The organism is Flavobacterium branchiicola, from assembly GCF_018383905.1.
GTDB classification, from domain to species: Bacteria; Bacteroidota; Bacteroidia; order Flavobacteriales; family Flavobacteriaceae; genus Flavobacterium; species Flavobacterium branchiicola.
The window spans coordinates 262,089-285,922 of record NZ_JAGYWA010000005.1 but is presented as its reverse complement, the minus strand read 5'-3'; the positions used below and the strand labels follow the sequence as shown (position 1 = coordinate 285,922).

21 protein-coding genes are annotated in these 23,834 nt (G+C 32.5%); 17 read left to right on the top strand and 4 right to left on the bottom strand.

What is annotated here, in order from left to right; genetic code table 11:
• Positions 1–314 precede the first annotated feature (314 nt).
• The 13 genes from KHA98_RS14405 to KHA98_RS14345 all read left to right on the top strand — a co-directional run bounded on the left by KHA98_RS14405 (position 315) and on the right by KHA98_RS14345 (position 14,588).
• Positions 315–989, top strand: a complete 675-nt coding sequence (locus tag KHA98_RS14405; protein WP_213258623.1) for a hypothetical protein — start codon at positions 315–317, stop codon at positions 987–989.
• A complete protein-coding gene (locus KHA98_RS14400) occupies positions 989–2,110 on the top strand; it encodes a hypothetical protein (protein WP_213258622.1) in 1,122 nt (373 codons plus the stop codon). Before KHA98_RS14405 ends, KHA98_RS14400 begins: the two co-directional genes overlap by 1 nt.
• Before the next feature lie 28 nt (positions 2,111–2,138).
• Positions 2,139–3,953 (top strand): OmpA family protein, encoded by a 1,815-nt coding sequence (locus tag KHA98_RS14395; protein WP_213258621.1) that lies wholly within the window; start codon positions 2,139–2,141, stop codon positions 3,951–3,953.
• A 52-nt stretch (positions 3,954–4,005) separates the two neighbouring features.
• Entirely contained in the window at positions 4,006–4,776 is a 771-nt protein-coding gene (locus KHA98_RS14390; RefSeq protein WP_213258620.1) for an ABC transporter permease, read from the top strand.
• A 2-nt stretch (positions 4,777–4,778) separates the two neighbouring features.
• The gene (locus tag KHA98_RS14385) at positions 4,779–5,609 is read left to right on the top strand and encodes an ATP-binding cassette domain-containing protein (protein WP_213258619.1); all 831 of its coding nucleotides are present in this window, start codon (positions 4,779–4,781) and stop codon (positions 5,607–5,609) included.
• Between the two features lie 8 nt (positions 5,610–5,617).
• Positions 5,618–7,144, top strand: coding sequence for an AAA family ATPase (locus KHA98_RS14380; RefSeq protein WP_213258618.1), 1,527 nt, complete (start codon positions 5,618–5,620; stop codon positions 7,142–7,144).
• 377 nt (positions 7,145–7,521) lie between these two features.
• Positions 7,522–7,968, top strand: coding sequence for a GNAT family N-acetyltransferase (locus KHA98_RS14375; RefSeq protein ID WP_213258617.1), 447 nt, complete (start codon positions 7,522–7,524; stop codon positions 7,966–7,968).
• 94 nt (positions 7,969–8,062) lie between these two features.
• On the top strand, positions 8,063–9,523 hold the full coding sequence (locus KHA98_RS14370; RefSeq protein ID WP_213258774.1) for a lipopolysaccharide biosynthesis protein: 1,461 nt from the start codon (positions 8,063–8,065) through the stop codon (positions 9,521–9,523).
• Positions 9,524–9,551: 28 nt separating this feature from the next.
• Positions 9,552–9,986 (top strand): dUTP diphosphatase, encoded by a 435-nt coding sequence (dut, locus tag KHA98_RS14365; protein ID WP_035646609.1) that lies wholly within the window; start codon positions 9,552–9,554, stop codon positions 9,984–9,986.
• Positions 9,987–10,080: 94 nt separating this feature from the next.
• On the top strand, positions 10,081–11,097 hold the full coding sequence (locus tag KHA98_RS14360) for a sugar phosphate nucleotidyltransferase (RefSeq protein WP_213258616.1): 1,017 nt from the start codon (positions 10,081–10,083) through the stop codon (positions 11,095–11,097).
• A gap of 50 nt (positions 11,098–11,147) precedes the next feature.
• Positions 11,148–12,497, top strand: a complete 1,350-nt coding sequence (locus tag KHA98_RS14355) for a tetratricopeptide repeat protein (RefSeq protein WP_213258615.1) — start codon at positions 11,148–11,150, stop codon at positions 12,495–12,497.
• 3 nt (positions 12,498–12,500) lie between these two features.
• The gene (locus tag KHA98_RS14350; protein WP_213258614.1) at positions 12,501–13,283 is read left to right on the top strand and encodes a DUF4292 domain-containing protein; all 783 of its coding nucleotides are present in this window, start codon (positions 12,501–12,503) and stop codon (positions 13,281–13,283) included.
• A gap of 24 nt (positions 13,284–13,307) precedes the next feature.
• Positions 13,308–14,588, top strand: a complete 1,281-nt coding sequence (locus KHA98_RS14345) for a murein hydrolase activator EnvC family protein (RefSeq protein WP_213258613.1) — start codon at positions 13,308–13,310, stop codon at positions 14,586–14,588.
• Between the two features lie 33 nt (positions 14,589–14,621).
• Here the strand turns inward: KHA98_RS14345 and KHA98_RS14340 are convergent, their stop codons facing one another.
• On the bottom strand, positions 14,622–15,041 hold the full coding sequence (locus KHA98_RS14340) for a CBS domain-containing protein (protein ID WP_213258612.1): 420 nt from the start codon (positions 15,039–15,041) through the stop codon (positions 14,622–14,624).
• Between the two features lie 228 nt (positions 15,042–15,269).
• Here KHA98_RS14340 and rbfA point away from each other — a divergent pair, with 228 nt between their 5' ends.
• From rbfA to KHA98_RS14320, 4 genes are all read left to right on the top strand, one after another.
• On the top strand, positions 15,270–15,662 hold the full coding sequence (rbfA, locus tag KHA98_RS14335; protein WP_213258611.1) for a 30S ribosome-binding factor RbfA: 393 nt from the start codon (positions 15,270–15,272) through the stop codon (positions 15,660–15,662).
• Between the two features lies 1 nt (position 15,663).
• The gene (locus KHA98_RS14330; RefSeq protein ID WP_213258610.1) at positions 15,664–16,863 is read left to right on the top strand and encodes an ABC transporter permease; all 1,200 of its coding nucleotides are present in this window, start codon (positions 15,664–15,666) and stop codon (positions 16,861–16,863) included.
• 170 nt (positions 16,864–17,033) lie between these two features.
• Positions 17,034–18,461 carry an MATE family efflux transporter gene (locus KHA98_RS14325; RefSeq protein WP_213258609.1) on the top strand — a complete coding sequence of 476 codons (1,428 nt, stop codon included), beginning with the start codon at positions 17,034–17,036 and terminating at the stop codon, positions 18,459–18,461.
• Positions 18,462–18,580: 119 nt separating this feature from the next.
• Positions 18,581–19,594, top strand: a complete 1,014-nt coding sequence (locus KHA98_RS14320) for a hypothetical protein (protein WP_213258608.1) — start codon at positions 18,581–18,583, stop codon at positions 19,592–19,594.
• 38 nt (positions 19,595–19,632) lie between these two features.
• On the opposite strand, the gene dusB is transcribed toward KHA98_RS14320, so the two are convergent.
• The 3 genes from dusB to KHA98_RS14305 form a co-directional block, all read right to left on the bottom strand.
• The gene (gene dusB, locus KHA98_RS14315) at positions 19,633–20,625 is read right to left on the bottom strand and encodes a tRNA dihydrouridine synthase DusB (protein WP_213258607.1); all 993 of its coding nucleotides are present in this window, start codon (positions 20,623–20,625) and stop codon (positions 19,633–19,635) included.
• A gap of 248 nt (positions 20,626–20,873) precedes the next feature.
• On the bottom strand, positions 20,874–22,169 hold the full coding sequence (locus KHA98_RS14310) for a phenylacetate--CoA ligase family protein (RefSeq protein WP_213258606.1): 1,296 nt from the start codon (positions 22,167–22,169) through the stop codon (positions 20,874–20,876).
• Complete coding sequence (locus KHA98_RS14305) at positions 22,166–23,833, bottom strand: C45 family autoproteolytic acyltransferase/hydolase (RefSeq protein WP_213258605.1); 1,668 nt, start codon at positions 23,831–23,833, stop codon at positions 22,166–22,168. Before KHA98_RS14305 ends, KHA98_RS14310 begins: the two co-directional genes overlap by 4 nt.
• Position 23,834: the final 1 nt, after the last annotated feature.

Below are 23,834 nucleotides of genomic sequence, written 5' to 3'. Positions count from 1 at the left end.
TAAAATATTTCTCTCAAAAGCACAAACTAAAAACAAATATAAAAAACTTACAAATTATAAAATTTTATGAGAGAATCCATTTTTTATTAAGTATTTTTGAAAGCTATGTTTTTAATGAGATAAAAATAAAAGGAGTAAAAAAAATGATTTTTTTTTGATTTTTAAATGAGAATTAACTGACCTGATATGAAATAGTTACATTTTTAATTGTAAAAAGTATATATTTATGCATTTGAAATTAGTAACTTTTTAACATTTCCTACGTATAACATTTAACAACCAAAAAGTTATTAAAAAATAGATTAACTAAAAACATGGCAAAAGAAAGTTTTAATTGGAAAAGTCTTTTCATAAATGATGAGACAAATAATTCAGAAGGTACGGCTCCAGTTCAGCCGGCAGCGCCTATTCTACCAAAATCGGATACTAAATTTCCGGATCACGCAGCAGAATCTATTCCAACTGGCGCATTGACGAATCCTTTTTTAAATGAAATTTTTGAAGTTTATGACAAAGGTTTTGAATCTTTGAATGAATCAGGTTTTGATTTTTTTGAACTTTATAAATCTGTCATAGCAGTTGGAGTAAATAATCCACAAAGTTATCAGATGGCTTTTACTATGGGTAAGTCAATAAAATCGGACTTAACTAAAGAATTTCTATTACAAAAAGGAAGCTTTTATATTACAGAAATTGAGAAAGTTTACGCCAAATATGACACTATTGGGAAAACTAAAAAAGCCGAATTAGACAATACAATTACTAAAGATAAATACAATTTATCTAAAAGTATTGCCGATTTGGAGGCGAAAATCCTTGAACTTCAAAAAGAATTGGAAGCGAAAAAAATAGAACTTCAAAAAATTGATCCAGTAAATATGGAACAGCTTTCGGAAATTCAATTAAAAATGGAAGCTAACAATTTGGCAAAACAAAAAATACTAACCTCAATCAATACTGTAATTACAGGAATTAATCAATACTTATAATGGACAAATTCGAACAAGAAAGAAGCACTCTTTTGACATTGCCAATACTAAAACATTTTGACGAGTCAAAGGGTGAAATCGCGTTAAAATCAGGAACACTTAAAAAAGGAGAGAAGTCTTTATTTCTGGCTTTGGCGCTTGGTCTGTTAGGAGTAGGAGGTTATTTAATCTGGACTTATATTATACCACCATTATTTACAATGCTTGGTCAGGCAATTGCCTTATCTGCGACTGGAGTATTTTTGGTTTTTTTGGTAATGATGGCTCCTGTAATAATGAAAGCATTGCGTTTTGCAACAAAAAATATTCATAAAGCATTAATACAAAGTAATCCTTTTAATGAATTAGAAGAGCAAAAACAAAAGATGATCAAAAACCGTGAAGTTTTTAAGAACACTAAAGCAAAACTAAAAGGTCTTAAAAATGAAATGGAAATTGAAGCCAATAAATCTGAAAAAGAAGCAAAACAATTTCAGGAAGATGTGTTGAGTTTACAACGTCAATCTGAAAGATTGAAATCTGCAATGGATGAAATGGTAAAGATAAACGGTGTTGCTGCAAAAGATACAGATGAGTATGTAGCGCTGCAAAGTGAATTAGCCAGAAAACTTAGCGACTCTCAAAGAGTTTCAACACAGTACGAGCAAAGCAAAGGTTTTATTCAGAAATATGGAGTTCGTGCGAATGTTTTGGGTAAAATGGATCGTAAACTAACTTTAGCAGGAACTGCAATTGACATTAAAATTGCCGATTTTGATGTAACGGTAAAAATGCTTCAGAAAGAATATGAATTTGCAAGAAATGCTAAAGAAGCAACAGAAAGTGCAAAAAGTGCCATGTTGTTTACAAAAGACTGGGAATTAGAATATGCTCTTGAAGTTGTAACATCTACTATTGCACAGGATATTGCTAAAACTTCTGAAAACTTAATCGATATTGATGCCCTGACTTCTAAATATTCTGTTGATAATGATGAGCTTTATTCAAGATTAGATTCATTAGCAGATGAAATCAAAACGGGTGATAATACAATTCCGGATTCAACAAAATATACGAGTCCAAATTATAAAATGACCAAAGATGATAAATTGTCTAGTGGTGGTTTTGGAGATATTTTTTAATACAATAATTTTAATTTTATAAATAGAAATGGGAAAAATTTTACGTACAGAAAAGTTAACAACGCTTTCTGAATTATTAATCGTTATTGTTGGAATTGGAGTAATCTTGGGAGGAGTTTATTATTTATCTCCAGGGATTAAAACTGCAGTATCAAAGCAATTAAATGGTATTGAGTTAAATCAGACTGATGTTAATAATGTTACTAACGCGGCGAAAATTCCGCTTCCATCAACAGAACTTTCTTCAGAAGTTGCCAATAAACCTTTAGTTAGAATTGGTGCATATGCATGGAATGCGCAGTCGGGAATTATTGTTTCTAATGGTGGTCCAAGAACAACAAAAGGATCATTGATGGAAAAAAACGGAGTTAATCTTGAAATCATCCGTCAGGACTGGCTTTCAGAATTGCGTAACATGCAAATGAAATTTATTGAAGAATTTGATAAAGGAGAAGCTTTTCCATCTTCAGAGAAAAGTGTTTTTGCAGTTATTATTATGGGTGATGGTGCGCCATTCTACATTAGTTCTGTTCAAAAATCACTTGACGAAAAATACGGAAAAGATAAATATCACTTGCAGGTAATGGGAGCTGTAGGTATGAGTTATGGAGAAGATAAATTAATTGGACCTCCAAGCTGGAAATCAAATCCAAAATCTATGAAAGGTTCTGTAATTTCTGCAGTTCTTGGAGATGGTGACTGGGTTACAACAGTTAACTATTGCTTTGCAAATGGATTAAAAGTAAATCCTGATCCAACAACTTATGATGCAGAAGCAGTAAATATTTATCCTTCAGAAAATGACGATTATATTAAATCGGCTGAAGAATTAATTAAATCGCAAACAACGGGCTGGACAGTAAGTTTGAAAGAAGTTGTAGACGGAAAGTTAACCGGGAAATCTGTTAACAGAAAAATTGACGGTTGTGCAACGTGGACTCCTGGTGATAAAACAGTTTTTGATAAATTGACTGGATTTATTGATATTGTTTCTACAAAAGAATTCAACAATCAAATGCCAACTACAATTATTGGTGTGAAAGAATGGGCTGAAAAAAATCCGGACATTGTTTCAAATATTTTGAAATCGGCATTGACGGCTTCAAACCAAATGAAAAATTATGAAGACTGGAAAGTAAGAGCTTCAGAAGCAGTTGCTGCAACTTATAAACTTGAAACTCCTGAATATTGGTATAAAATGTTCAAAGGGCAACAAGGAACAAAAGGTGGATTGACTTATAATATGGGAGGTTCAAAAGTATTTAATTATGCTGATGCAATGCAATATTACGGTTTGTCTGATGGTGTTAACAGATATAAATCAGTTTACAATCAGGTTTCAGGATATTTAACAGAATTGAATCCGTTTGGATTTAACGAAAATGTTGGCGCAGTTGTTCCTTACGATCAGGCGGTAAACTTGTTTTTCCTGAAAAACATTAATGATATCGAATCAACTTCTGCAGATAAAGCAGATTATAGTACAGAAGCAACTGAAGTTGTAGCTTCGGGAGAATGGAAAATTAATTTTAATACAGCAAGTGCAGAAATTTCAAACTCCTCTAGTAAAGAAGTTGAAAAAATCTACAACCTTTTAGTTCAGGCAGAAAACACAAAATTAACTGTTGTTGGACATACAGATAATGTTGGAAATGCTGATGCTAATTTAGCTTTGTCAAAAAGCAGAGCAGAAGCAGTTGTAAATTATTTGAAACAAAAAGGTATCCCTGCAAATCGTTTCCAGTTAGTTGACGGAAAAGGTCAGAATAACCCAATTGCTGACAATAACACGGCTTCAGGAAAAGCAGCTAACAGACGTGTTGTTATTACTTTATTAAAATAAAATAAATATTTAAAAGGCTATCTTAATAGATAGCCTTTTCTTTCTTATAAACATGGTAAAATTTTTAACCCCTTTTGAAAAAATATCAAAACTGAACAGAACCTTGATTTTAGCAGGTTGGTTAGTTCTTTTGATTGTTATTTGGTTTGTGGCCACATCTGGTGAAAAACATCTTTTCCCGTCTCCGTCTCAGGTTTTAACTGGTTTTCAAGATTTGTATAAAGAAGGTTTGGTAGTACATATTTTCAATTCATTGTCTTTATGTTTTATATCGATTTTTTTAGCTACGATAATTTCTTTACTTTTTGCTTATGCATGGCCAATCCCGTTATTGAAATCAGTTTCTGAATTCGTTACAAAATTTAGATTTTTACCATTTACCGGACTTTCATTTTATATCACAATGGTAGTGCATGATGCGAGATCAATGCAGGTCTGGATTTTAGTAATTTTCCTGACTACTTTTTTGACAACATCATTAATTGCAGTAATCAAAGATATTCCGCAGGAAGAATTTGATCATGCCAAAATGCTAAAATGTACAAGACTGGAAGTGTTGTGGCAAGTTATTATTTTAGGAAGAATAGATTATGTAATTGATGTAATAAGACAAAATCTTGCCATTACCTGGATGATGCTTGTAACCGTTGAGTCGATTGTTGTGGCTTCTGGAGGATTAGGTTTTTTAATTAAAAACTCTGATAAATTCATGAATACAGGACGAATTATTGCACTTCAAATAATTATTTTATTAATAGGTCTTGGCTTAGATGCGGGAATAAATTTCTTGAGAAAAGCAGTATTTAGATATTCAAAAATATAATCATGAAACACGAATATAAAGAAACGCTTTTATATGTTGAAAATCTTAGCGTTGCCTACGATGATACTGTTATTATAAAAGATATAAATCTTGTAGAAAAAGATGTAGTTCGCGAAGGAGAAGACTGTACTGGACAAGTTATCGCTTTTGTGGGAAGATCCGGAAGAGGAAAATCAACTTTCTTTAAAGCATTGACAGGATTAATCCCAACCAATACAGGAAAAATATTAATTAGAGATTTTGAAAACAAAGAACCGAATGCCGCTAAATCAGTAAATGAAGGCGATATTGGTTTTGTAGATCAGAAATATACTTTATTCAGACATAAAACAGTTACCCAGGCTTTGAAATTTTCATTAAGAAAAACAACACTTTCGAATACTGAAAAGGATGAAAAAATCAAAAAATATTTAAAAGAATGGGGTCTGGAAAATTGCGCAGATAAATATCCTAACGAACTTTCCGGAGGTCAAAGACAAAGAACGGCTATTATTGAACAATTGTTTTCGTCAGATCAGTTTATTGTTTTAGATGAACCTTTTTCGGGATTAGATGTTGGAAATATTGAAGAAGTAAAAAAATCTTTTGAATTATTGGGTAATTCATCAGAGTTTAATACGGTTATTTTTTCTACACATGATATTGAATTAGCAATCGAATTAGCACAAACTATTTATGTAATTGGATATCCTACCATTAATGGAAAACAAGAACATTACGGAACTATTGTTGCCAAATACGATCTAAGGGATATGGGATTATCCTGGAAAGAATATTGCGACGATCACTTAAAATTATCAAAAGAAATTATTCATCAAATGATGATTTCTTAAATTAGAATATGTCAAAGAAAAACAATCCGATATCGATTTTAGAAGAATCATTTTTGTCTCTGAAAAAATATTTAGAAACAAACATTTCTACAAGTGAAGCCGTTTTTACGGCTTCACTTATTATAGAACTGCAAAAAGAAACCAAGCAGATTCTTGAAATTTGCAGTGTCTTAAATCAGGATACAGCTTTTATTCAAAAAATAAATGAAAAGGTAAATCCTGCTTTTTCAAAAGGATTATTGCTAAAAGCAGAACATTTTTTTCTTTCGGATATCATTGACCTTTATGAAAGAGAAAAGGAGAAAAAAAGCGAAAAGCAAGAATTTGTTTTGGCCTATTATTATGATGCATTGCGTAACAAACATTTTGCAGATGAAAACTCGGTGAATGAATTGAATCAGCTGGTTTTTACAGAAAACTTCAAAAATCATTTGATCAAAATAAAAAAAGAGAACAAAATTCTATTCTCAGATCCGAAAGAAAATCAATATTTGCTTCCGGAAGTTTTATCTGAAATAAAGAATCCTCGTTTAGAAGAAATTCTAATTAGATATCAAAACTTCATTCATTTTGTATTTGATAAAAAGTTTCAAAATACAGCGGATTTTACGGCTAATTTAGGTTTAAGTAAATCCAAAACAGATAAAAAAGAGATTGATCATCTTCCAGAGGAAGATACGCTGGAAAAAGTACTTAAAGAATTAAACGAATTAGTAGGTTTAGCTGAAGTCAAAAAAGATGTTTCGGAACTTATCAATTTGTTAGAGATACAAAAAAAGCGTTCCAAACAAGGATTAAAAAATGTTGAAATTACGTTACACACTGTTTTTCTAGGCCCGCCCGGAACAGGAAAAACATCTGTAGCCAGACTTTTAAGCAGGATTTTTAAACATTTGGGTTTTTTATCAAAAGGTCAAATGTATGAAACAGACAGAGAAGGTTTGGTAGCGGGTTATGTAGGACAAACGGCAACAAAAGTTAATGCCGCAGTTGAGTCAAGCCTTGGTGGCGTTTTGTTTGTGGATGAAGCTTACGCCTTAACTCAAAATGCATTTGGGAATGATTATGGAGCGGAAGCTGTAAATACGCTGCTGAAACGAATGGAAGATCATCGTGAAGATCTGGCTGTTGTAGTTGCAGGTTATACAGAACCAATGAAAATTTTCATTGAATCTAATCCAGGATTGCGTTCCCGTTTCAATAGATATTTTCATTTTAGTCATTTTAGTCCGGCAGAATTATTTCAAATTTTTGAATCGTTTTGTTCAAAGTCGGATTTTATTATTTCGGAAGAAGCAAAAGAAAAACTAACAGATACTTTTGAATTATTATACGAAAGCAAAAATGAAAGTTTTGGAAATGCGAGAGTAGTTAGAAATTTATTTGAGAAGTGTGTTCAGAATCAGGCAAACCGAATTGTCAAACTAAAGAAAGTAACCAATAAAGTTTTGAAAACCCTTACCGAAGAAGACATTCCGGAACCAAAAGAGACAGAACAAAAAGTTAATCTCGAAATGAAAGATAAAGAAATATAAAAAAACGAGCCAGTAGTACTACTGGCTCGTTTTATTTTTTTGGAGTATGTACAGATTAAAAACTTATAAAATGGTGATTCTCAATTTATCCAAAAACCGAGAATCAATACCATTTTATAAAATTATTTGAACAGATTTATCACCGTCTGTTTGCTTTGTCTTTTGTGGGAACAAACAAGCTTTATTAGTCCCAATGCTCTCTTTTTATAAGGGTTGTAGTTTAGCTTTGCTCATTCCCTGTGATACAAAGTTACTGTAGAAGCCCTCTTGAGAAATTATATAATTTATACTCTTTATTATACATTTCACACATAAGGGTATTGCTAATTATATAACTGAAAAAAAATAAGTATTTTTGAAGTCTATTTTTTTACAAAATGAAATTGCAAATTCAGGAACTTACTACTATAGAAGAAATGCTGGCTCAAATTGAGACTATGCGATTTCTTTATCCAAACCTTTCGATCGAAAAATATCAATCATTTCTTTTAGAGATGTTGCCGCATAATTATATTCAGATTGGAGTTTTTGAGGATGGTGTTTGTGTAGGTATAACCGGTTGCTGGTCTGCAACAAAACTCTGGACAGGCAAATATCTTGAGATCGATAATTTTGTTGTAAATCCGGAACATCGATCTAAAGGAATTGGAAAATTACTGACAGATTATATTGAAAAAAAAGCAATAGATCTCGATTGCAGCAGTATCGTTTTAGATGCTTTTACCGGAAATTTTGGAGCGCATCGTTTCTATTACAATCAGGGATATGGACCAAAAGGTTTTCATTTTGTCAAAGTTTTAGACGAAAATAAACTAACTCGATAAAAAAGGGTGCAACTTTTTTTATTGAACCCGCAAAATCATTAATAAACCAAAGAATTGGTTATTTTTGTTTCACGAACTTTATTATAAAATTATTTTGGGATTATATAAAAATCTATTCAAACAAACAGCAATTTACGGACTAGCGACAGTCTTGCCCAGAATGCTAAGTTTTTTATTGGTGAGACTATATACAGGTATTTTGCCAACTGCAGAATATGGTGAAGTTTCGATTGTTTTATCCTGGATGGTTTTCTTTAATGTTGTACTTTCTTACGGAATGGAAACGGCATTTTTTAGATTTTACAGTGCCGAAGAGGATAAGAAAAATGTAATTGCAACTTCTACAATATCAATATTCTGGTCATCAATCATCTTTTTGTTTGTCGCTTTAATTTTTAGAAATACCCTGGCAACCTGGGCAGAAGTAGATGCACAATATATTACCTATTCTGTTTGGATTTTAGTTCTGGATGCTTTGGTTTTAGTACCATTTTCTAAATTACGAGCCAACCAGCGACCTATGGTATATGCAGCAATTAAGATTGGAAATGTGATTATCAATTTATTGTTGAATATTTTCTTTTTGATGTATTTACCTAAACTTGCAGCGTCAAGTCCAAATTCAGTTTGGGATAACTTATACATTCAGAATTTCCAGATTGCCTATATTTTCATTGCGAATCTTTTAGCAAGCTTAGCAACATTTATTGTGCTTTCGCCAAATTATCTTTCACTTGGAAGAAAATTTGATCCTGTACTTTGGAAAAAAATGATGAAATACGGTCTGCCAATTTTAGTTGCCGGACTTGCATTTGCAGTTAACGAACATTTTGATAAAATTCTTTTAGGATATTTGTTACCCGAAAACCTAGCTAAATCTGAAGTTGGAGCCTATTCTGCTTGTTATAAACTAGGTTTGTTTATGGTTTTGTTTGCAACAGCTTTCAGACTCGGAATTGAACCTTTCTTTTTTAGTCATGCAAAAAATGAAAATGCTCCACAGACTTATGCCGTAATTACAAAATATTTTGTGATTTTAGGTTCTTTGATTTTGTTGGGAGTAATTGTTTTTGCCGATATTTTAAAGTTTCTTTTACTAGACAATAAATCATATTGGGAAGCAATGAAAGTAGTTCCCTTAATTATTTTGGCGAACTTCTTTTTAGGAATTTACAACAACTTATCAGTTTGGTATAAACTAACAGATCAAACAAAAATCGGAGCATATATCTCAATTGTTGGTGCAATAGTAACACTGGTTTTAAACTACTTTTTAATTCCAAAATACAGTTATTACGGTTCTGCTATTGCGACAATTTCTGCTTACGGAAGTATGATGTTGATTTCTTATACTTTAGGAAATAAATATTACCCGATACCTTATGATATGAACAAAATTTCAGCCTATTTAGGAATTTCGATTTTATTCTCGGCTATTTCATTTTATGGATTCAGAGAAAATTATTTTGTTGGAATTCCGTTATTACTAGGCTTTATGTATTTTGTTTATCATAACGAAAAAGATACAATCAAAGGAATTATGAATAGAAAGTAACCATACTTTTTAATCTTTTAAAATAAAAATGAAAATACAAATTATCAATAAATCGCAACACGACTTGCCAAACTACGAAACAATTGCTTCGGCAGGAATGGATTTGCGCGCCAATTTAACAGAATCAATTACGTTAAAACCTTTAGAAAGAACAATTGTAAAAACAGGGCTTTTTATTGAATTGCCAATTGGTTACGAAGCACAGGTTAGACCTAGAAGCGGACTGGCAGCAAAAAAAGGAGTTACCGTTTTAAATTCTCCGGGAACTGTAGATGCCGATTACAGAGGTGAAATAGGTGTGATTTTGGTAAACTTATCAAATGAAGAATTTGTAGTTGAAAACGGAGAAAGAATTGCACAATTAATTATCGCCAAACACGAAAGAGCAGAGTGGATTGAAGTAGAAGAACTTTCAGAAACTTCAAGAGGAGCCGGCGGATTCGGAAGCACAGGCGTAAAATAAATAGGTCGCAAAATCCGTTGTGATCTTTGCATTATAAAAAAATAACCAAACCAGGAAGATTTTGAATCCTCTCCTAAAAAAATAAAGAATAAAAATGAAAATAATTGTTCCAATGGCGGGCCGCGGCTCGAGATTAAGACCACATACATTAACTGTTCCTAAACCATTAATTCCGGTTGCAGGAAAATCTATCGTACATAGATTAGTTGAAGATATTGCCAAAATATTAAAAGAACCAATTGAAGAGGTTGCTTTTATTTTGGGCGATGAAGCTTTTTTTGGCGATGATGTTGTGGCAGATTTAGAGAGCTTAGCCAAAGGTCTTGGAGCAAAAGCTTCTATTTATCGTCAGGATTTGCCTTTAGGTACAGGTCATGCGATTATGTGTGCAAAAGAATCTTTATCAGGTCCTGCAGTTATCGCTTACGCGGATACTTTAATCAGAGCCGATTTTGAATTAGATCCTGCAGCAGATGCTGTAATTTGGGTAAAACAAGTGGATCATCCGGAAGCTTTTGGAGTTGTAAAATTAAATTCAAATAACGAAATCATCGAGTTAGTTGAAAAACCAAAAGAGTTTGTTAGTGATTTAGCCGTTATCGGAATCTACTATTTTAAAGAAGTTGGTGATTTGAAAAAAGAACTTCAGGGTGTTTTGGATAACAATATTCAAAATGGTGGAGAATATCAAATCAACGACGGAATTAAAGCCATGATGGCAAACGGAAAAGTTTTTAAAACAGGAAGCGTTGACGAATGGATGGATTGCGGAAATAAAGATGTTACAGTTGAGACAAACAGTAGAATGCTTGGATTTTTGCATAACGACGGAGAACATTTAGTAGATTATAGTGTTCAGTTAGAAAACGCAACAATTATACCTCCTTGTTTTATTGGCGAAAATGTAGTGTTGAAAAACACAACCGTTGGACCAAATGTTTCGTTAGGAAAAGGATGTCATGTAACAGACAGTGTAATCAAAAATAGTTTAATTCAAACGTATTCTCAGATAAAAAATGCTAACTTAGACAATGCGATGATTGGAAATCACGTTAGTTATGATGGTAAGTTTACGAGCATTAGTATTGGAGATTATTCGGTTTTAGAATAAAAAGAATTTTTCAGGATTCTTTTTGGTTTAAAAATGAAATTATATAAAGAATGAAAAAAGGCGTTTTAGTAATTTTATTTTTTGTTTTGCTTGGCAATTCAAATTCGGTTTTGGCTCAGACTGAACCGGAAGATATTGCTATGGCGACAGATGAATATCAGGATGCTTTTTATGAATCTTTAAAACAAAAGGGAATTGAGAATTATGATAAAGCCATAGTTTCATTAGAAAAATGTATAAAACTAAAACCTAATGATGCTGTTGCATATTTCGAATTAGGAAAAAACTATTTATCCTTAAAACAATATGCAAGCGCACAGGATTCTTTTGAAAAAGCAACACAATTAGATCCCAAAAATAAATGGTATTGGTTGGGAATTTACGATGTAAGTTTCGAAACCAAAAATTATCCTTTGGCGATTGAAACAATTCAAAAGATTATTCCCTTTGACGAAGAATATAAAGACGATCTGATTTCGCTATACATGCTGACAAGTCAATTTGATAAAGCGCTTTTTACGATTAACGAAATGAACGATAAGTTTGGTAAATCTGAAGATCGTGAAAGATATAAACAGCAGATTTTATCTCAGGGAAAATATCAAAATACCGAAATTACCAATCTGATTGAACAGATTAAGAAAGATCCAAAAGAAGAATCAAATTATGTAAATCTGATTTTTTTATATTCAAAAACAGATGAAACAGACAAAGCGCTGGAAGTTGCAAAACAATTAGCAAAAGAAGTTCCGAATTCTGAATGGGCACAGGTAAGTTTGTTCAAAGTATATTTAGATGCGAATCAAGCCGACAAAGCAATTAAATCGATGAATGTAATTTTATCAAGTTCAAAAATTGATTCAAAAATAAAACATCGAACTTTAAATGAGTTTTTGATTTATGTGACGAAAAATCCACAATACGCTCCAGATTTAGAAAAAGCGATTGGATATTTTGACAACGATCCGAATGTTGATGTTGCAAAAGAAATTGGAAAATTTTATCACAGTAAAAATCAATTTGAAAATGCAATTAAATATTATGAAAAAGATTTAAAAGCACATTCAGATACAGATCGTGAAACCAATTTGCTTTTGCTTGAAGCTTATACACAGGCAAAACAATTTGATCCCATGACCAAAAGAGCGATGAATATGATAGAAGTTTATCCTAGTCAGCCGCAATTTTATTACTATGCAGGACTGGGAAACAATCAGTTAAAACAATTTAAGAACGCAAAAACCGTTCTTGAAATGGGACTTGATTATGTTGTTGATGACAAAAAACTTGAAGCAGGTTTTAATATTCAGCTTGGAGAGGCATATAATGGTTTAGGAGATGCCAAGAAAAAAGAGGAATACTTTTTGAAGGCCAATGAGTTATTAAAACAAAAGAAGTAAAAAATGAAAAAATATATTACAATACTATTGCTTTCAGTTTTTGTGATTTCATGTAAATCAAAAGCTGTCGCAGTACAAAATAATACCGATAAGACTGAAGAAGCACCAAAAGAAGATAAAAAAGTAGTTGAGAAACATTATAACAATAAGTTAGATTTTTCTACATTATATATCAAAGCAAGTGCAAAATACGTTGACGAAAAACAAAGTCAGAACGTTACAGCAGAAATTAAGATAGAAAAAGACAAACAAATTTTAGTAAGCGTTCGTTTTCTTGGAATCACAATGGCAAAAGCTTTGATTACGCCAACAACGGTTAGTTATTACGAAAAAATAAAGGGTACTTATTATGAAGGTGATTTTACCAGTTTAAGTAAATGGCTGGGTACAGAACTAAATTACAGTAAAGTACAGAATTTGTTGGTTGGTGAAGCTCTGGATGATTTGCGAAAAGGAAAATATACGCAAACAATCGTAGAAAACCTTTTTAGATTAGAAGATCAAAAAGAAGATAAAATAAAGAAAGTATTTTACCTGGATTCAGAAAAATATTTAATTCAGAAAGAAGAGATTTCTCAAACTTCAGAAAACATAATGCTGGACATTGTTTATTCTGATAGTAAAGTTTTCAATCAGGGAACACTTCCTACAAGTATTGAAATTAATGCAGTTCAGCCAAAAGGAAAAACAAATATCAGTTTGAATTATAATACGATTTCATTTAATGAAGAACTTTCTTTTCCATATAGTGTTCCTAGTGGATATAAAAATGTTATAATTAAGTAAATTTGCAAAAAAGAAAATAGAAACATGCCAAAATTTCTCCTAAGCCTAATTTTTATTTGTGCCACAACTTTTATGTGGGCACAGGATTCGCAGCAAGAAAAACTTGAACAACGTAAAGCTCAGATTCAGCAGGAAATTAGAGATAACGAAAAAATGTTGCAGTCTGTAAAGAAAAAAGAAAAATCAGCAGTTAATGTTTTTTTAATTCAGGCTAATAAAATTAAGCTGAAAGAAAAACTGATTAATACAACGGCTAAGCAGGAGAAAGTTTTAAGTAACGATATGTATATAAACCAGGTTCAGGTTAATAAACTAAAAAAAGAACTGGAAATTTTAAAAGCAGATTATGCTAAGATGATTTTAAAATCATACAAAAGCAGATCGGAGCAAAGCAGAGCCATGTTTATTTTATCTTCAGAAAGTTTTTTACAAGCTTACAAAAGAGCACAATATCTAAAACAATATACCAATTTTAGAAAAAATCAAGGTTTAGAAATTCAGTCTAAATCAAATCAATTGGTAGATTTTAATGCAAAATTAAACGGACAGAGACAGGTTAAGAAAAAAATCATTGCAGAAAACGAGAAAGAAAAAGTAAGTCTTGAAGCCGAAAAGAAGGAGCAGCAAAAACTCGTTAATTCGATTAAAAAAGATAAAAGTAAAATTATTGCCGATACAAGGGCTAAACAGCAGGAATCGAGAAAAATTGATGCTAAAATTAAGGAGCTTATTCGTGAGCAAATTAGATTAGCGAATCAAAGAGCCGAAGAAGAAAGACGAAAAAGAATCGCAGAAGGTAAAGCCAGCGAAGCAGAGAAAGCAGAAGCCGCAGCGCCAAAAAGTTATTCATCAGACAGAATTACATTAACACCAGAAGGTAAAATTTTAGCTGCCGATTTTAAAGCAAACAGAGGAAAATTGCCTTGGCCGGTAGAAAAAGGATTTATATCTCTTGGTTACGGAGATCAGCCTCATCCAATATATCCAACACTTACAGTTCATAATTCCGGAGTAGAAATTACTACAGAACAAGGAGCAAGCGCACGCGCCGTATTTGAAGGTGTAGTATCAAAAGTTATAGCCTTGTCTCCTGTAAACAGAGCTGTTTTTATTCAGCATGGAGATTATTTTACCGTATATCAAAACTTAAGTCAGGTTTCGGTAGAGCAAGGAGATAAAGTAAAAGTTAAACAAGTTATCGGAAAAGTAAGAACTAGTGGAGATACCGGAAAAACGATTATCAAATTCCTGATTCTTCAGAATACATCAAACAATAATCCGGAAGGATGGTTACAAAACAGATAATAAAAAAGGGAGCTATATAGCTCCCTTTTTTATTTAATCATATTGTTCTATAAAATATTTAATAACATCGGTTGTGGTTACTATACCTTTTAATTCTCCGTTGTCAACAACTGGTAAAGCATGAAATTCTTCCTTAGCAAAAATCTCAGCTAAATCCCTCACAGTAATGTCCGAGGCAACAGTTTTTGGTTTCGAAGTCATAACTTGAGAAATTGTTAGCATTTCTAATATTGCTTCATCTGCACCTTCCTGACCTTCAAATAAAGCACCAAAAGTGAGTCGGTTAATATCTGTTCTACTAATTATTCCAATTACTTCTTTGCCTTTTACAATTGGAATATGGCGTATTGCATTTTTTCTTAACTTTTCAACTACAGTTTTCAAATCTTCTTTTTCATTTGCAGTCACGACCGTTTTGGTCATAATGTGACTAATTGGTTCTCTTTTTTTCATGGTAATAAGTTGTTATGTTTCTATCAAAGTTGAGAATTATTGGAAACATATAATATGATTTTTATCATCTTTACTTGTTGTAAATAAGATTGTTAGTTGTTTTTTAATTGGGTATTTGGAGAGTCGAAACAAGAATTAATTTTAAGAAAAGAAGTTATCGATATAAAAATCATTTTATTGTTTATTTGAAATTGTATCGATTGAATTTAAAAATAGTATTTTTGCACTATGGAAACAAACAGACAGAAAAAAATAGGCGGTGTCATCCAAAAAGATTTGGTTGATATTTTGCAAGGTGAAGTGCGAAAAAACGGAATTACCAATTTAGTAATTTCAGTATCCAAAGTTAGTGTAACTACAGATTTATCTGTAGCAACAGTATATTTAAGTATTTTTCCTCAGGAGAAAGCACAAGAAACTTTAGACGGAATAAAATCGAATTCAACTTTAATTAAACATGATTTATCACAGCGCGTACGTTTACAATTGCGTCGTGTACCCAATTTGGTGTTTTTTATAGATGATTCTTTAGATTATATTGAGAAGATTGATAATGCATTATCAAACAGAGAAAATCCAATTGAAAACCGTGATCTTTTAGAAAAAAGAAGAAAATCATAAATTGAATTTCCCCCTTTACATAGCCAAACGTTATATTTTTAGCAGAAGTAAAAACAATGCTATCAATATTATTAACCGTATCGCCAGCATGGGAATCATCGTTGGTACAATGGCTTTGTTTGTGGTTTTGTCCGTTTTTAGCGGATTAAAAGTTTTTAGTCTTTCATTTACAAATGAAATTGATCCTGATTTAAAACTGACCAGTACACTCGGAAAATCATTTTTGATTACTCCGGATCAGGAAAGTCAGATAAAAAAAATGGATGGCGTTGTTTCGTATACCAAAATAATCGAAGAACGGGTTTTATTTTTATTTAAAGACAAACAAAAAGTAACGTACCTGAAAGGCGTAGATCGTAATTATCCTGTAGTTAACGATATCAAGAAAAAGCTTTTTAACGGACAATGGTTAAAACCAGACACCTATCAGGTTGTGATTGGTTATGGAATTTCACGTGATTTTTCATTAGGAATTCTGGATTTCGAAAACCCTTTACAAATCTTTGCACCCAAACCTGGAAAAGGTGCAATCGAAAATCCTGAAAATGCTTTTGCAAAAACAGATGTATTACCCGTTGGAACCTATTCTATCAGTGAAGATTTAGATTCAAAATATGTCTTTGCCGATTTAGGTTTGGTGCAGGAATTATTAACCTACAAGCCAAATCAAATTTCGGGACTAGAATTTAATCTGAAAGAAAATGCCAATGAAAATGCAATCAGATCAAAGCTGGAAGAGATTTTTAAAAATAAAGTTACTTTAAAAAACAGAGCGCAATTAAATGAGTCGCTCTACAAAATGCTTAATACCGAAAATATAGCGGTATATCTGATTTTTACCTTAGTAATAATTGTAGCACTTTTTAATTTAATTGGCGCTTTAATTATGATGATTTTAGAGAAGAAAGGAAACCTTAAAACCCTTTTTAATCTTGGAACAGAAATCAGTCATCTGCGAAAAATATTTTTACTTCAAGGAACTTTATTAAGCGTTTTTGGCGGTATAATTGGATTGATTTTAGGAGTAATTTTAGTATTGTTACAGCAACGATATGAACTCATTATGATCACGCCAACCTTGGCATTTCCGGTTGTGTTTACGGTTGAGAATATTTTAATCGTATTAGGAACCATAGTTTCACTTGGTTTTCTGGCTTCTTTAATAGCTTGCAGCCGTGTTAGTAAAAAGCTACTGGATTAATATTTCTGCCTAAAAAATATTACTTATATTTATCGTCTTAAAAATCTACAGTTTATGATTGTTTCTGCCTAATCCTATTTTATTTTTTGAATAATTAGGATACTTACGTTTTTTTTCTCGAGTTCAGATCTTTAGATCTGGACCAATATTATTATTTATCCTAACATATCATGACAGAAACAACAATAAAGAAAAGTTTATTTTCTAAAATTTATACCACTTTAAAACAAGCATTAAAAGGAGACGAATCTTTTGATTATACTTCAGGAAGTATCAAAAAAGCTGTAATTCTATTAGCAATTCCGATGGTTTTGGAAATGATGATGGAATCGGTTTTTGCTTTGGTCGATTTATATTTCGTTGGGCATTTAGAACACAGTAGTTTTGCCATTCAAACCGTTGGATTGACAGAATCTGTTTTAACAATTATATATTCCCTTGCAATAGGAATGAGTATGGCAGCGACCGCAGTTGTTGCCCGACGCATTGGCGAAAAAGATCCGGTTGCAGCTGCAAAAGCCGGAATGCAGGCTATTATTATTGCAATAGCAGTAAATAGTGTAATGAGCATTTTGGGAATTATTTATGCAAAAGACATATTACTGCTTATGGGCGCTTCAGTTGATGCGGCTGAACATGGTTTCAGATTCACACAAATTATGATTGGTTCCAGTTTATGCATTATGCTTTTGTTCTTAATCAACGGAATTTTTCGCGGAGCAGGAAATGCTGCAATCGCAATGAAAAGTCTTTGGATTGCCAATATTTGCAATATCATTTTATGTCCAATTTTAATAAATGGTTTTGGACCAATTCCTGCTTTTGGTTTAGTTGGAGCAGCGTTAGCAACAACAGCTGGAAGAAGTGTCGGAGTTTTATATCAGGTTTATCATTTGTTTTTTGGAAACGGAGTTTTAAAAATCAAGATTCAATATTTTGCACCGGATTTTCCTCAAATAAAAGCTTTAGTAAAAATTGCTGCTCCCGGAATATTACAATTCGTAATTGCTTCCTGCAGCTGGATTTTTCTGGCACAGTTAGTTGCAACAACAGGAGGTGACCATGGTTCTGCAGGTTACCAGACCGCTTTAAGAATTATGATGTTTTTCATTCTTCCAGCTTGGGGATTAAGTAATGCCGCAGCCACATTGGTGGGGCAGAATCTAGGTGCCAAACAAATAGAACGTGCAGAAAAATCAGTTTATACGACTGCAAAATACAATGTGATTTTCATGGCATCGATTATGATTATTACATTATGTTTCGGAAATTATATTATTTCTTTTTTCACGAATGATGAAATGGTAAAAAACATTGCTGCTGAAGCATTAAGAACAATGAGCATTGGATTTGTTTTCTACGGAATTGGAATGGTTTTAATTAATACCTTCAATGGAGCAGGCGATACCTGGACACCAACAGGAATTAACTTCTTCGGATTCTGGTTGTTCCAAATACCTTTGGCTTATGTGTTGGCTAAACATTTTAACATGGGACCAACAGGAGTTTTTATTGCTATTCCGGTTGCAGAAACTGCAATTACTTTAGCAGGAATCGTTTTCTATAAAAGAGGAAAGTGGAAAAGAGTTCAGGTGTAATGAAGCAAAAAAAGCTTTCAATGTTGAAGGCGTTTTTTGTTCAAAAATTTAGTATTACTTCAAGGATTGGTATAGCTTTAATCTTACTTTTGCTTTCTGAAATATAATATTTTAAAATAATGAAAAATCAATTTAAGAAAATTCAAATTACAATTGTAGCCAGTCTATTTGCTTTGACTATACATTCTCAGCAAATAGGAAACGGATTAGCTAATGGAATAAATGATTTTACAGTTCCACTTCTTTCAGGAGCTTACTGTAGTCTAAATCCAACTGGTTCGATACCAGAAAATAATTGGCAGCATTTATTTGTAATTAGACATCCAAATCTAAATAATAATTATCAATTACAGATAGCTTCATCGATAGCTGATAATGATAAATTATATTTCAGAAAATTAGCATCTGGTGATACTTCTTCAATTAATCCAAATTGGTATGAATTAGCAACCAGAGGTGCAAATAATTTCTCAGGGAATCAAACGATAACGGGTAATGTTGGAATTGGAGTTTCAAATCCAACTGAAAAATTGGAAATTTATAATTCAGACACAACGCCAGCTGTTATTTCTTTGAGAAGCAATAGAAATGATGGACAGTTTGTTGATGTAGGTCGAATAAGTGCTAAACAAGCATATGGTGAAATAGCAAGAATTGGAATGCCCAGATCAGGAGGAGCTTATACAGGTTATCTAACTTTTTGGACCAAGGCAGATAATAATGGTGATTTGACCGAAAAAGTAAGAATTGCTGAAAATGGTAATATGGGTATTGGTACAATAAATCCAAGGAATACACTTGATGTAAATGGTACAATTCGTTCTAAAGAAGTAAAAGTGGAACTGAAAGATTGGTCAGATTTTGTTTTTAAAAAAGAATATAATTTACCAACACTTAAAGAGGTTGAAAAACACATTGCAGAAAAAGGTCATTTAGAAAATATTCCAAGTGAAAAGGAAGTTATTAAGAGTGGTATTAATTTAGGAGAAATGAATGCCAGGCTTTTACAGAAAATAGAAGAATTAACTCTTTATGCTATTGAGCAAAATAATAAAATTGAAAAACTTCAAGAAGAAAATATAAAACTTGTTGATATAGAGAAAAGGTTATTAAAGATTGAAAATAAAGAGTAAAATAAAGAAGGAGAAGTTTTAAACTTCTCCTTCTTTATTTAAGCAAATTCATATCCTGCATAAACCTGTTCGATTTCTTTCATGATTGCGAATAAATCTTCAGGAGCATCGGTTGTAACTAATTTTTGTTTGAATTCTTTAAACGAATGAATCCCTTTAAAATAATTGGTATAATGACGACGCATTTCTACAATTCCAAGACGTTCGCCTTTCCAGTCCATTGACCATTGCAAATGATTTCTGGCAGCTTCTACACGATCAATAACTGTTGGAGCAGGTAAGTGTTCGCCGGTTTTGAAATAGTGCTTAATTTCATTGAAAATCCACGGATAACCAATAGCCGCACGACCAATCATAATCCCGTCAATTCCGTATTCGTTTTTATATTTTAATGCTTTTTCAGGATTATCGATATCACCGTTTCCGAAAATAGGCATTGTAATTCTCGGGTTGTTTTTTACTCGTGCAATGTGCGACCAGTCAGAGTGGCCTTTGTACATTTGAGCGCGGGTTCTGGCGTGAATCGTTAAAGCCTGAACACCAATATCCTGAAGTCTTTCGGCAACTTCATCAATGTTAATGGAGTTTTCGTCCCAGCCTAAACGTGTTTTTACGGTTACAGGCAAATCAGTTCCTTTGATAACCGCTTGTGTTAAACGCACCATCAAATCAACATCTTTCAAAACTCCGGCACCGGCACCTTTGCAAACTACTTTTTTTACCGGACATCCAAAGTTGATATCTACTAAATCAGGTTTTACGGTGGAAACAATTTTAGACGACATTTCCATTGCTTCTTCATCACCACCAAAAATCTGAATTCCAACTGGACGTTCGTAATCAAAAATATCCAGTTTCATGCGGCTTTTTATAGCATCACGAATCAATCCTTCCGACGAAATAAATTCAGAATACATCATGTCGGCTCCATGCGCTTTGCATAATCTGCGAAACGGCGGATCACTAACATCTTCCATCGGTGCGAGTAATAAAGGAAATTCGGGTAATTCTATGTTGCCAATCTTGACCATCTTCAATATTTTTTGCAAAATTACAACATTTAGTTTAATTCACAGCAAAACATTTAAGAAGCTGAAATTAAACCATATAAGTGATATAAGTTCATTTAAAATTGAACCTAAATATTTCAACACATAGAGATATAGATATTTGAGACTCAAAAAAGGCGTTTCACTAATTTATATGCACTTAGTTTTACATTCTGCCATTTACACAAATGTTAAATGAACTTATATCACTTATATGGTAAAAAAAAGTTCTATATGATATTTCTGTAATCAAAAAAACGAATTGGTTTTCGGCTCATCGGATTAAAAACTAAAGGGTTTAAAGTTTCTTTTGAGGCAAATTCTATTTTTGGCGTAACTCTCAGTTTGGCTCTGAAATGATCTTTTATTTCTTGCAGAAACTCCGTAGTTTGATTTTTTACTGCAATTTTAATTACGATTTCATCGGTGCCTAAATCGTTTGTAGAAATCTCAATAATATGATTTTCGATATTATCAAAACCGCTCAAAACATCATTCATTGCAGGCGGATAAAGTGTAGTTCCTTTATATTTTATCATTTGTTTTTTGCGTCCGATAACCGGGCCAACGCGCAAAGTAGTTCTTCCGCAAGAACAAGGTTCGTTATGAAGCTGAACAATATCTCCGGTTTTAAAACGCAATAACGGCATTGCTTCAATACCTAAAGTGGTAAAAGTTAATTCGCCCGCTTCACCATTTTTTACCGGCATATTGTCTTCGTCCAAAACTTCGACAATAATCAATTCCGGATGATGATGTCCGCCTTTTCCATGTTCACATTCTGTAAAAGCGGTGCTCATTTCGGTAGAAGCATAAGTCGAAAACAACTTAATATTCCATTTATCTGTAATTTTTTTAGATAAAATATTCATTGAAAAATCCTGATCTCTCAAAGATTCTCCAATGCAGATCGCACCTTTTATACTCGAATTATTATAATCGATTCCGTGAATTTCGGCGTATTCAATTAACTTCAATAAAAAAGAAGGAACAGTAATTAAATGCGTTGGATTATATTTTAAAATAGAATCCCATTGCATTTCCGGAATTCCGGCACCAACTCTGATAACACCTACTTTCAATTTTCTTAATCCCAGAAAATAGGCTAAACCAGCCATAAATTTTCTATCAATTGTAGTCATTAATTGTACAACATCACCTTCTGCAATTCCGGCGCAGGCAAAAGAAATTGCTTCATTATAAGCCAGTCGATCCAGATCAGAATCGGTTAAACCAAAAGTTACAGGATCACCCAAAGTTCCTGAAGTTGAGGCGTAATCAATGATTTTATGATGCGGAACACACAAAAAATCATCATTGTATTGCTGTAAATCTTCTTTAGTGGTTACGGGTAAATAGTGTAAATCTTCCAGTGTTTTGATTGTTGAAATATCAATATTTCTTCCGGCAAAAAGTCTTTTATAAAAAGGCGAATTCTCGCTGATGTAATGTAAAAGTTCAACTAATTTTTGTTCCTGAAAAACTTTAATTTCTTCTAAAGAATTTTTTTCTATTGCTGGAATCATTGTAATTTTCTTTTGAGTTTTTTTAAATATTTTTCAATTTTTGCTTTTTCAGGAGCAGTGGTAATTTCTTTCGTTAGTGCTTTTTCAAAATTAGTCTGAGCAGCGCGGAATTGTTTTTTGTGATAAAAGTACAACCCTGCTTTGTAATATACAACCCAATAATCCGGGTTTAGCGATTGATAATGCTGAATAAATTCAGGAGAAATGGTTTCTTTCTTTTTCAGATATAAATCCATTTGATGATTTTCGGCTTTGAACTTTTTAAAGTTTTGAAAAGCGGCTGTTTTTATAAAAGGATCTTTTGCAATATTTAAATTTTCCAGTTCGAATGAAATCGCCTTATTCAATTTATTTTCTTTAAAAACAGAATCCAGATTATAACAAACAAATTCGCCTAATTGATATGGATTTGCCGAAACCCAAACGAGTTTTTCCTTTGGTTTAAAAATGATTCCGTGATGTGCCAGTAATTGATTCAATGCTTTTTCATTTCCAAAACCTAGCGGAATATCATTTAAACCCTCTTTATTTCTAAGAATTTGAGAAGCAATCTGCGGATTGATTTTTTTGTTTTCAGATAAAAGTTCCTGCATTCTTTCAAAACGATATTCAGAATGACTTTCTGCAATTTGTGTTTTATTTCGTTCGTCATTTTTAAAAGCGTCACTCTGAAAATGATTCGAACAAATTAGTTGATTACTGTTTGGGACATCGTAAACATCCAATTTTTTGGGAGAAACCTCAATTAAAACTGCTTTATTATCTAATGCACTTCCTACCATAATCGATTCAGAAACAAAGACTTTCCTTTTTTTTGCAATAGAAATGGCTTCTTCAATAGTTGTTGCATGTTGCAAAATTTCGCGAGTCAAAATTGAAATTGGTGTTTTGGCACTTAACGGAATTTCCGATTTTGCCGCATTAATCGTAACCGTTAAACCTTGCTGGTTCATTCCGGAAACAGCTCCAATCATTCCGGGCCAGGAAACCATCATAAAATTGTGGCCTTGTTCCGGTTTTATAAACGCAACGATTTTGTTTTCCGCGAAAGCGTCATTAACATAAAAATCAAAATTACGACCGAGAATTAAATTTCCGTCTTCAGATTTTTCATTCCATGCAGCAAAAGATGAGCAGCCTACTAAGGCCAGGTCCTGCAGCGCATGTCCTATATCGTGCGCCGCATGCAAATATAAACCACGCTGATATTGCGGTGCGATATTGTCAAAGTTATGTGAAGTATATTGTGAGACTCCAAAAATTTCGGTTTGATATTCTGCCGAAACATTCGAATATAATTTTCGATTGTACCATTTTAGAAAATAGCGCAGCATTTTTTGCTCAAATTTGGACGGAACTAAATCTTTAATTTTCGAGAAAAAAATCTGTTCTTGTCTTTGCAAAAGCGAATCGGATAAAGCACCGGTATTTAGACCAATTTCCAGAGGATCGCCTTCAACATATAATTCCCAGATTCCCTGTTTGTTTTTTAAAAGTGAATTATTTCCTGAAATAAAACTGCTGTCTGAAAGTTTGGTTACAACAGGTTTTTCTGCATTATAATTGGAAATATCGGGTTGATGATTTTTTGATTTTGCTGTACCACAAGAAACCAGAATTCCCAAAAAACCGATAATGAATAAATATGTAATTCGGTTTTTCATA

What these genes read in the sequence shown, in the direction of transcription:
- KHA98_RS14405 (WP_213258623.1), top strand. Translation starts at nt 315, where the DNA reads ATGGCAAAAGAAAGTTTTAATTGGAAAAGTCTTTTCATAAATGATGAG.
- KHA98_RS14400 (WP_213258622.1), top strand. Translation starts at nt 989, where the DNA reads ATGGACAAATTCGAACAAGAAAGAAGCACTCTTTTGACATTGCCAATA.
- KHA98_RS14395 (WP_213258621.1), top strand. Translation starts at nt 2,139, where the DNA reads ATGGGAAAAATTTTACGTACAGAAAAGTTAACAACGCTTTCTGAATTA.
- KHA98_RS14390 (WP_213258620.1), top strand. Translation starts at nt 4,006, where the DNA reads ATGGTAAAATTTTTAACCCCTTTTGAAAAAATATCAAAACTGAACAGA.
- KHA98_RS14385 (WP_213258619.1), top strand. Translation starts at nt 4,779, where the DNA reads ATGAAACACGAATATAAAGAAACGCTTTTATATGTTGAAAATCTTAGC.
- KHA98_RS14380 (WP_213258618.1), top strand. Translation starts at nt 5,618, where the DNA reads ATGTCAAAGAAAAACAATCCGATATCGATTTTAGAAGAATCATTTTTG.
- KHA98_RS14375 (WP_213258617.1), top strand. Translation starts at nt 7,522, where the DNA reads ATGAAATTGCAAATTCAGGAACTTACTACTATAGAAGAAATGCTGGCT.
- dut (WP_035646609.1), top strand. Translation starts at nt 9,552, where the DNA reads ATGAAAATACAAATTATCAATAAATCGCAACACGACTTGCCAAACTAC.
- KHA98_RS14360 (WP_213258616.1), top strand. Translation starts at nt 10,081, where the DNA reads ATGAAAATAATTGTTCCAATGGCGGGCCGCGGCTCGAGATTAAGACCA.
- KHA98_RS14355 (WP_213258615.1), top strand. Translation starts at nt 11,148, where the DNA reads ATGAAAAAAGGCGTTTTAGTAATTTTATTTTTTGTTTTGCTTGGCAAT.
- KHA98_RS14350 (WP_213258614.1), top strand. Translation starts at nt 12,501, where the DNA reads ATGAAAAAATATATTACAATACTATTGCTTTCAGTTTTTGTGATTTCA.
- KHA98_RS14345 (WP_213258613.1), top strand. Translation starts at nt 13,308, where the DNA reads ATGCCAAAATTTCTCCTAAGCCTAATTTTTATTTGTGCCACAACTTTT.
- KHA98_RS14340 (WP_213258612.1), bottom strand. Translation starts at nt 15,041, where the DNA reads ATGAAAAAAAGAGAACCAATTAGTCACATTATGACCAAAACGGTCGTG.
- rbfA (WP_213258611.1), top strand. Translation starts at nt 15,270, where the DNA reads ATGGAAACAAACAGACAGAAAAAAATAGGCGGTGTCATCCAAAAAGAT.
- KHA98_RS14325 (WP_213258609.1), top strand. Translation starts at nt 17,034, where the DNA reads ATGACAGAAACAACAATAAAGAAAAGTTTATTTTCTAAAATTTATACC.
- KHA98_RS14320 (WP_213258608.1), top strand. Translation starts at nt 18,581, where the DNA reads ATGAAAAATCAATTTAAGAAAATTCAAATTACAATTGTAGCCAGTCTA.
- dusB (WP_213258607.1), bottom strand. Translation starts at nt 20,625, where the DNA reads ATGGTCAAGATTGGCAACATAGAATTACCCGAATTTCCTTTATTACTC.
- KHA98_RS14310 (WP_213258606.1), bottom strand. Translation starts at nt 22,169, where the DNA reads ATGATTCCAGCAATAGAAAAAAATTCTTTAGAAGAAATTAAAGTTTTT.
- KHA98_RS14305 (WP_213258605.1), bottom strand. Translation starts at nt 23,833, where the DNA reads ATGAAAAACCGAATTACATATTTATTCATTATCGGTTTTTTGGGAATT.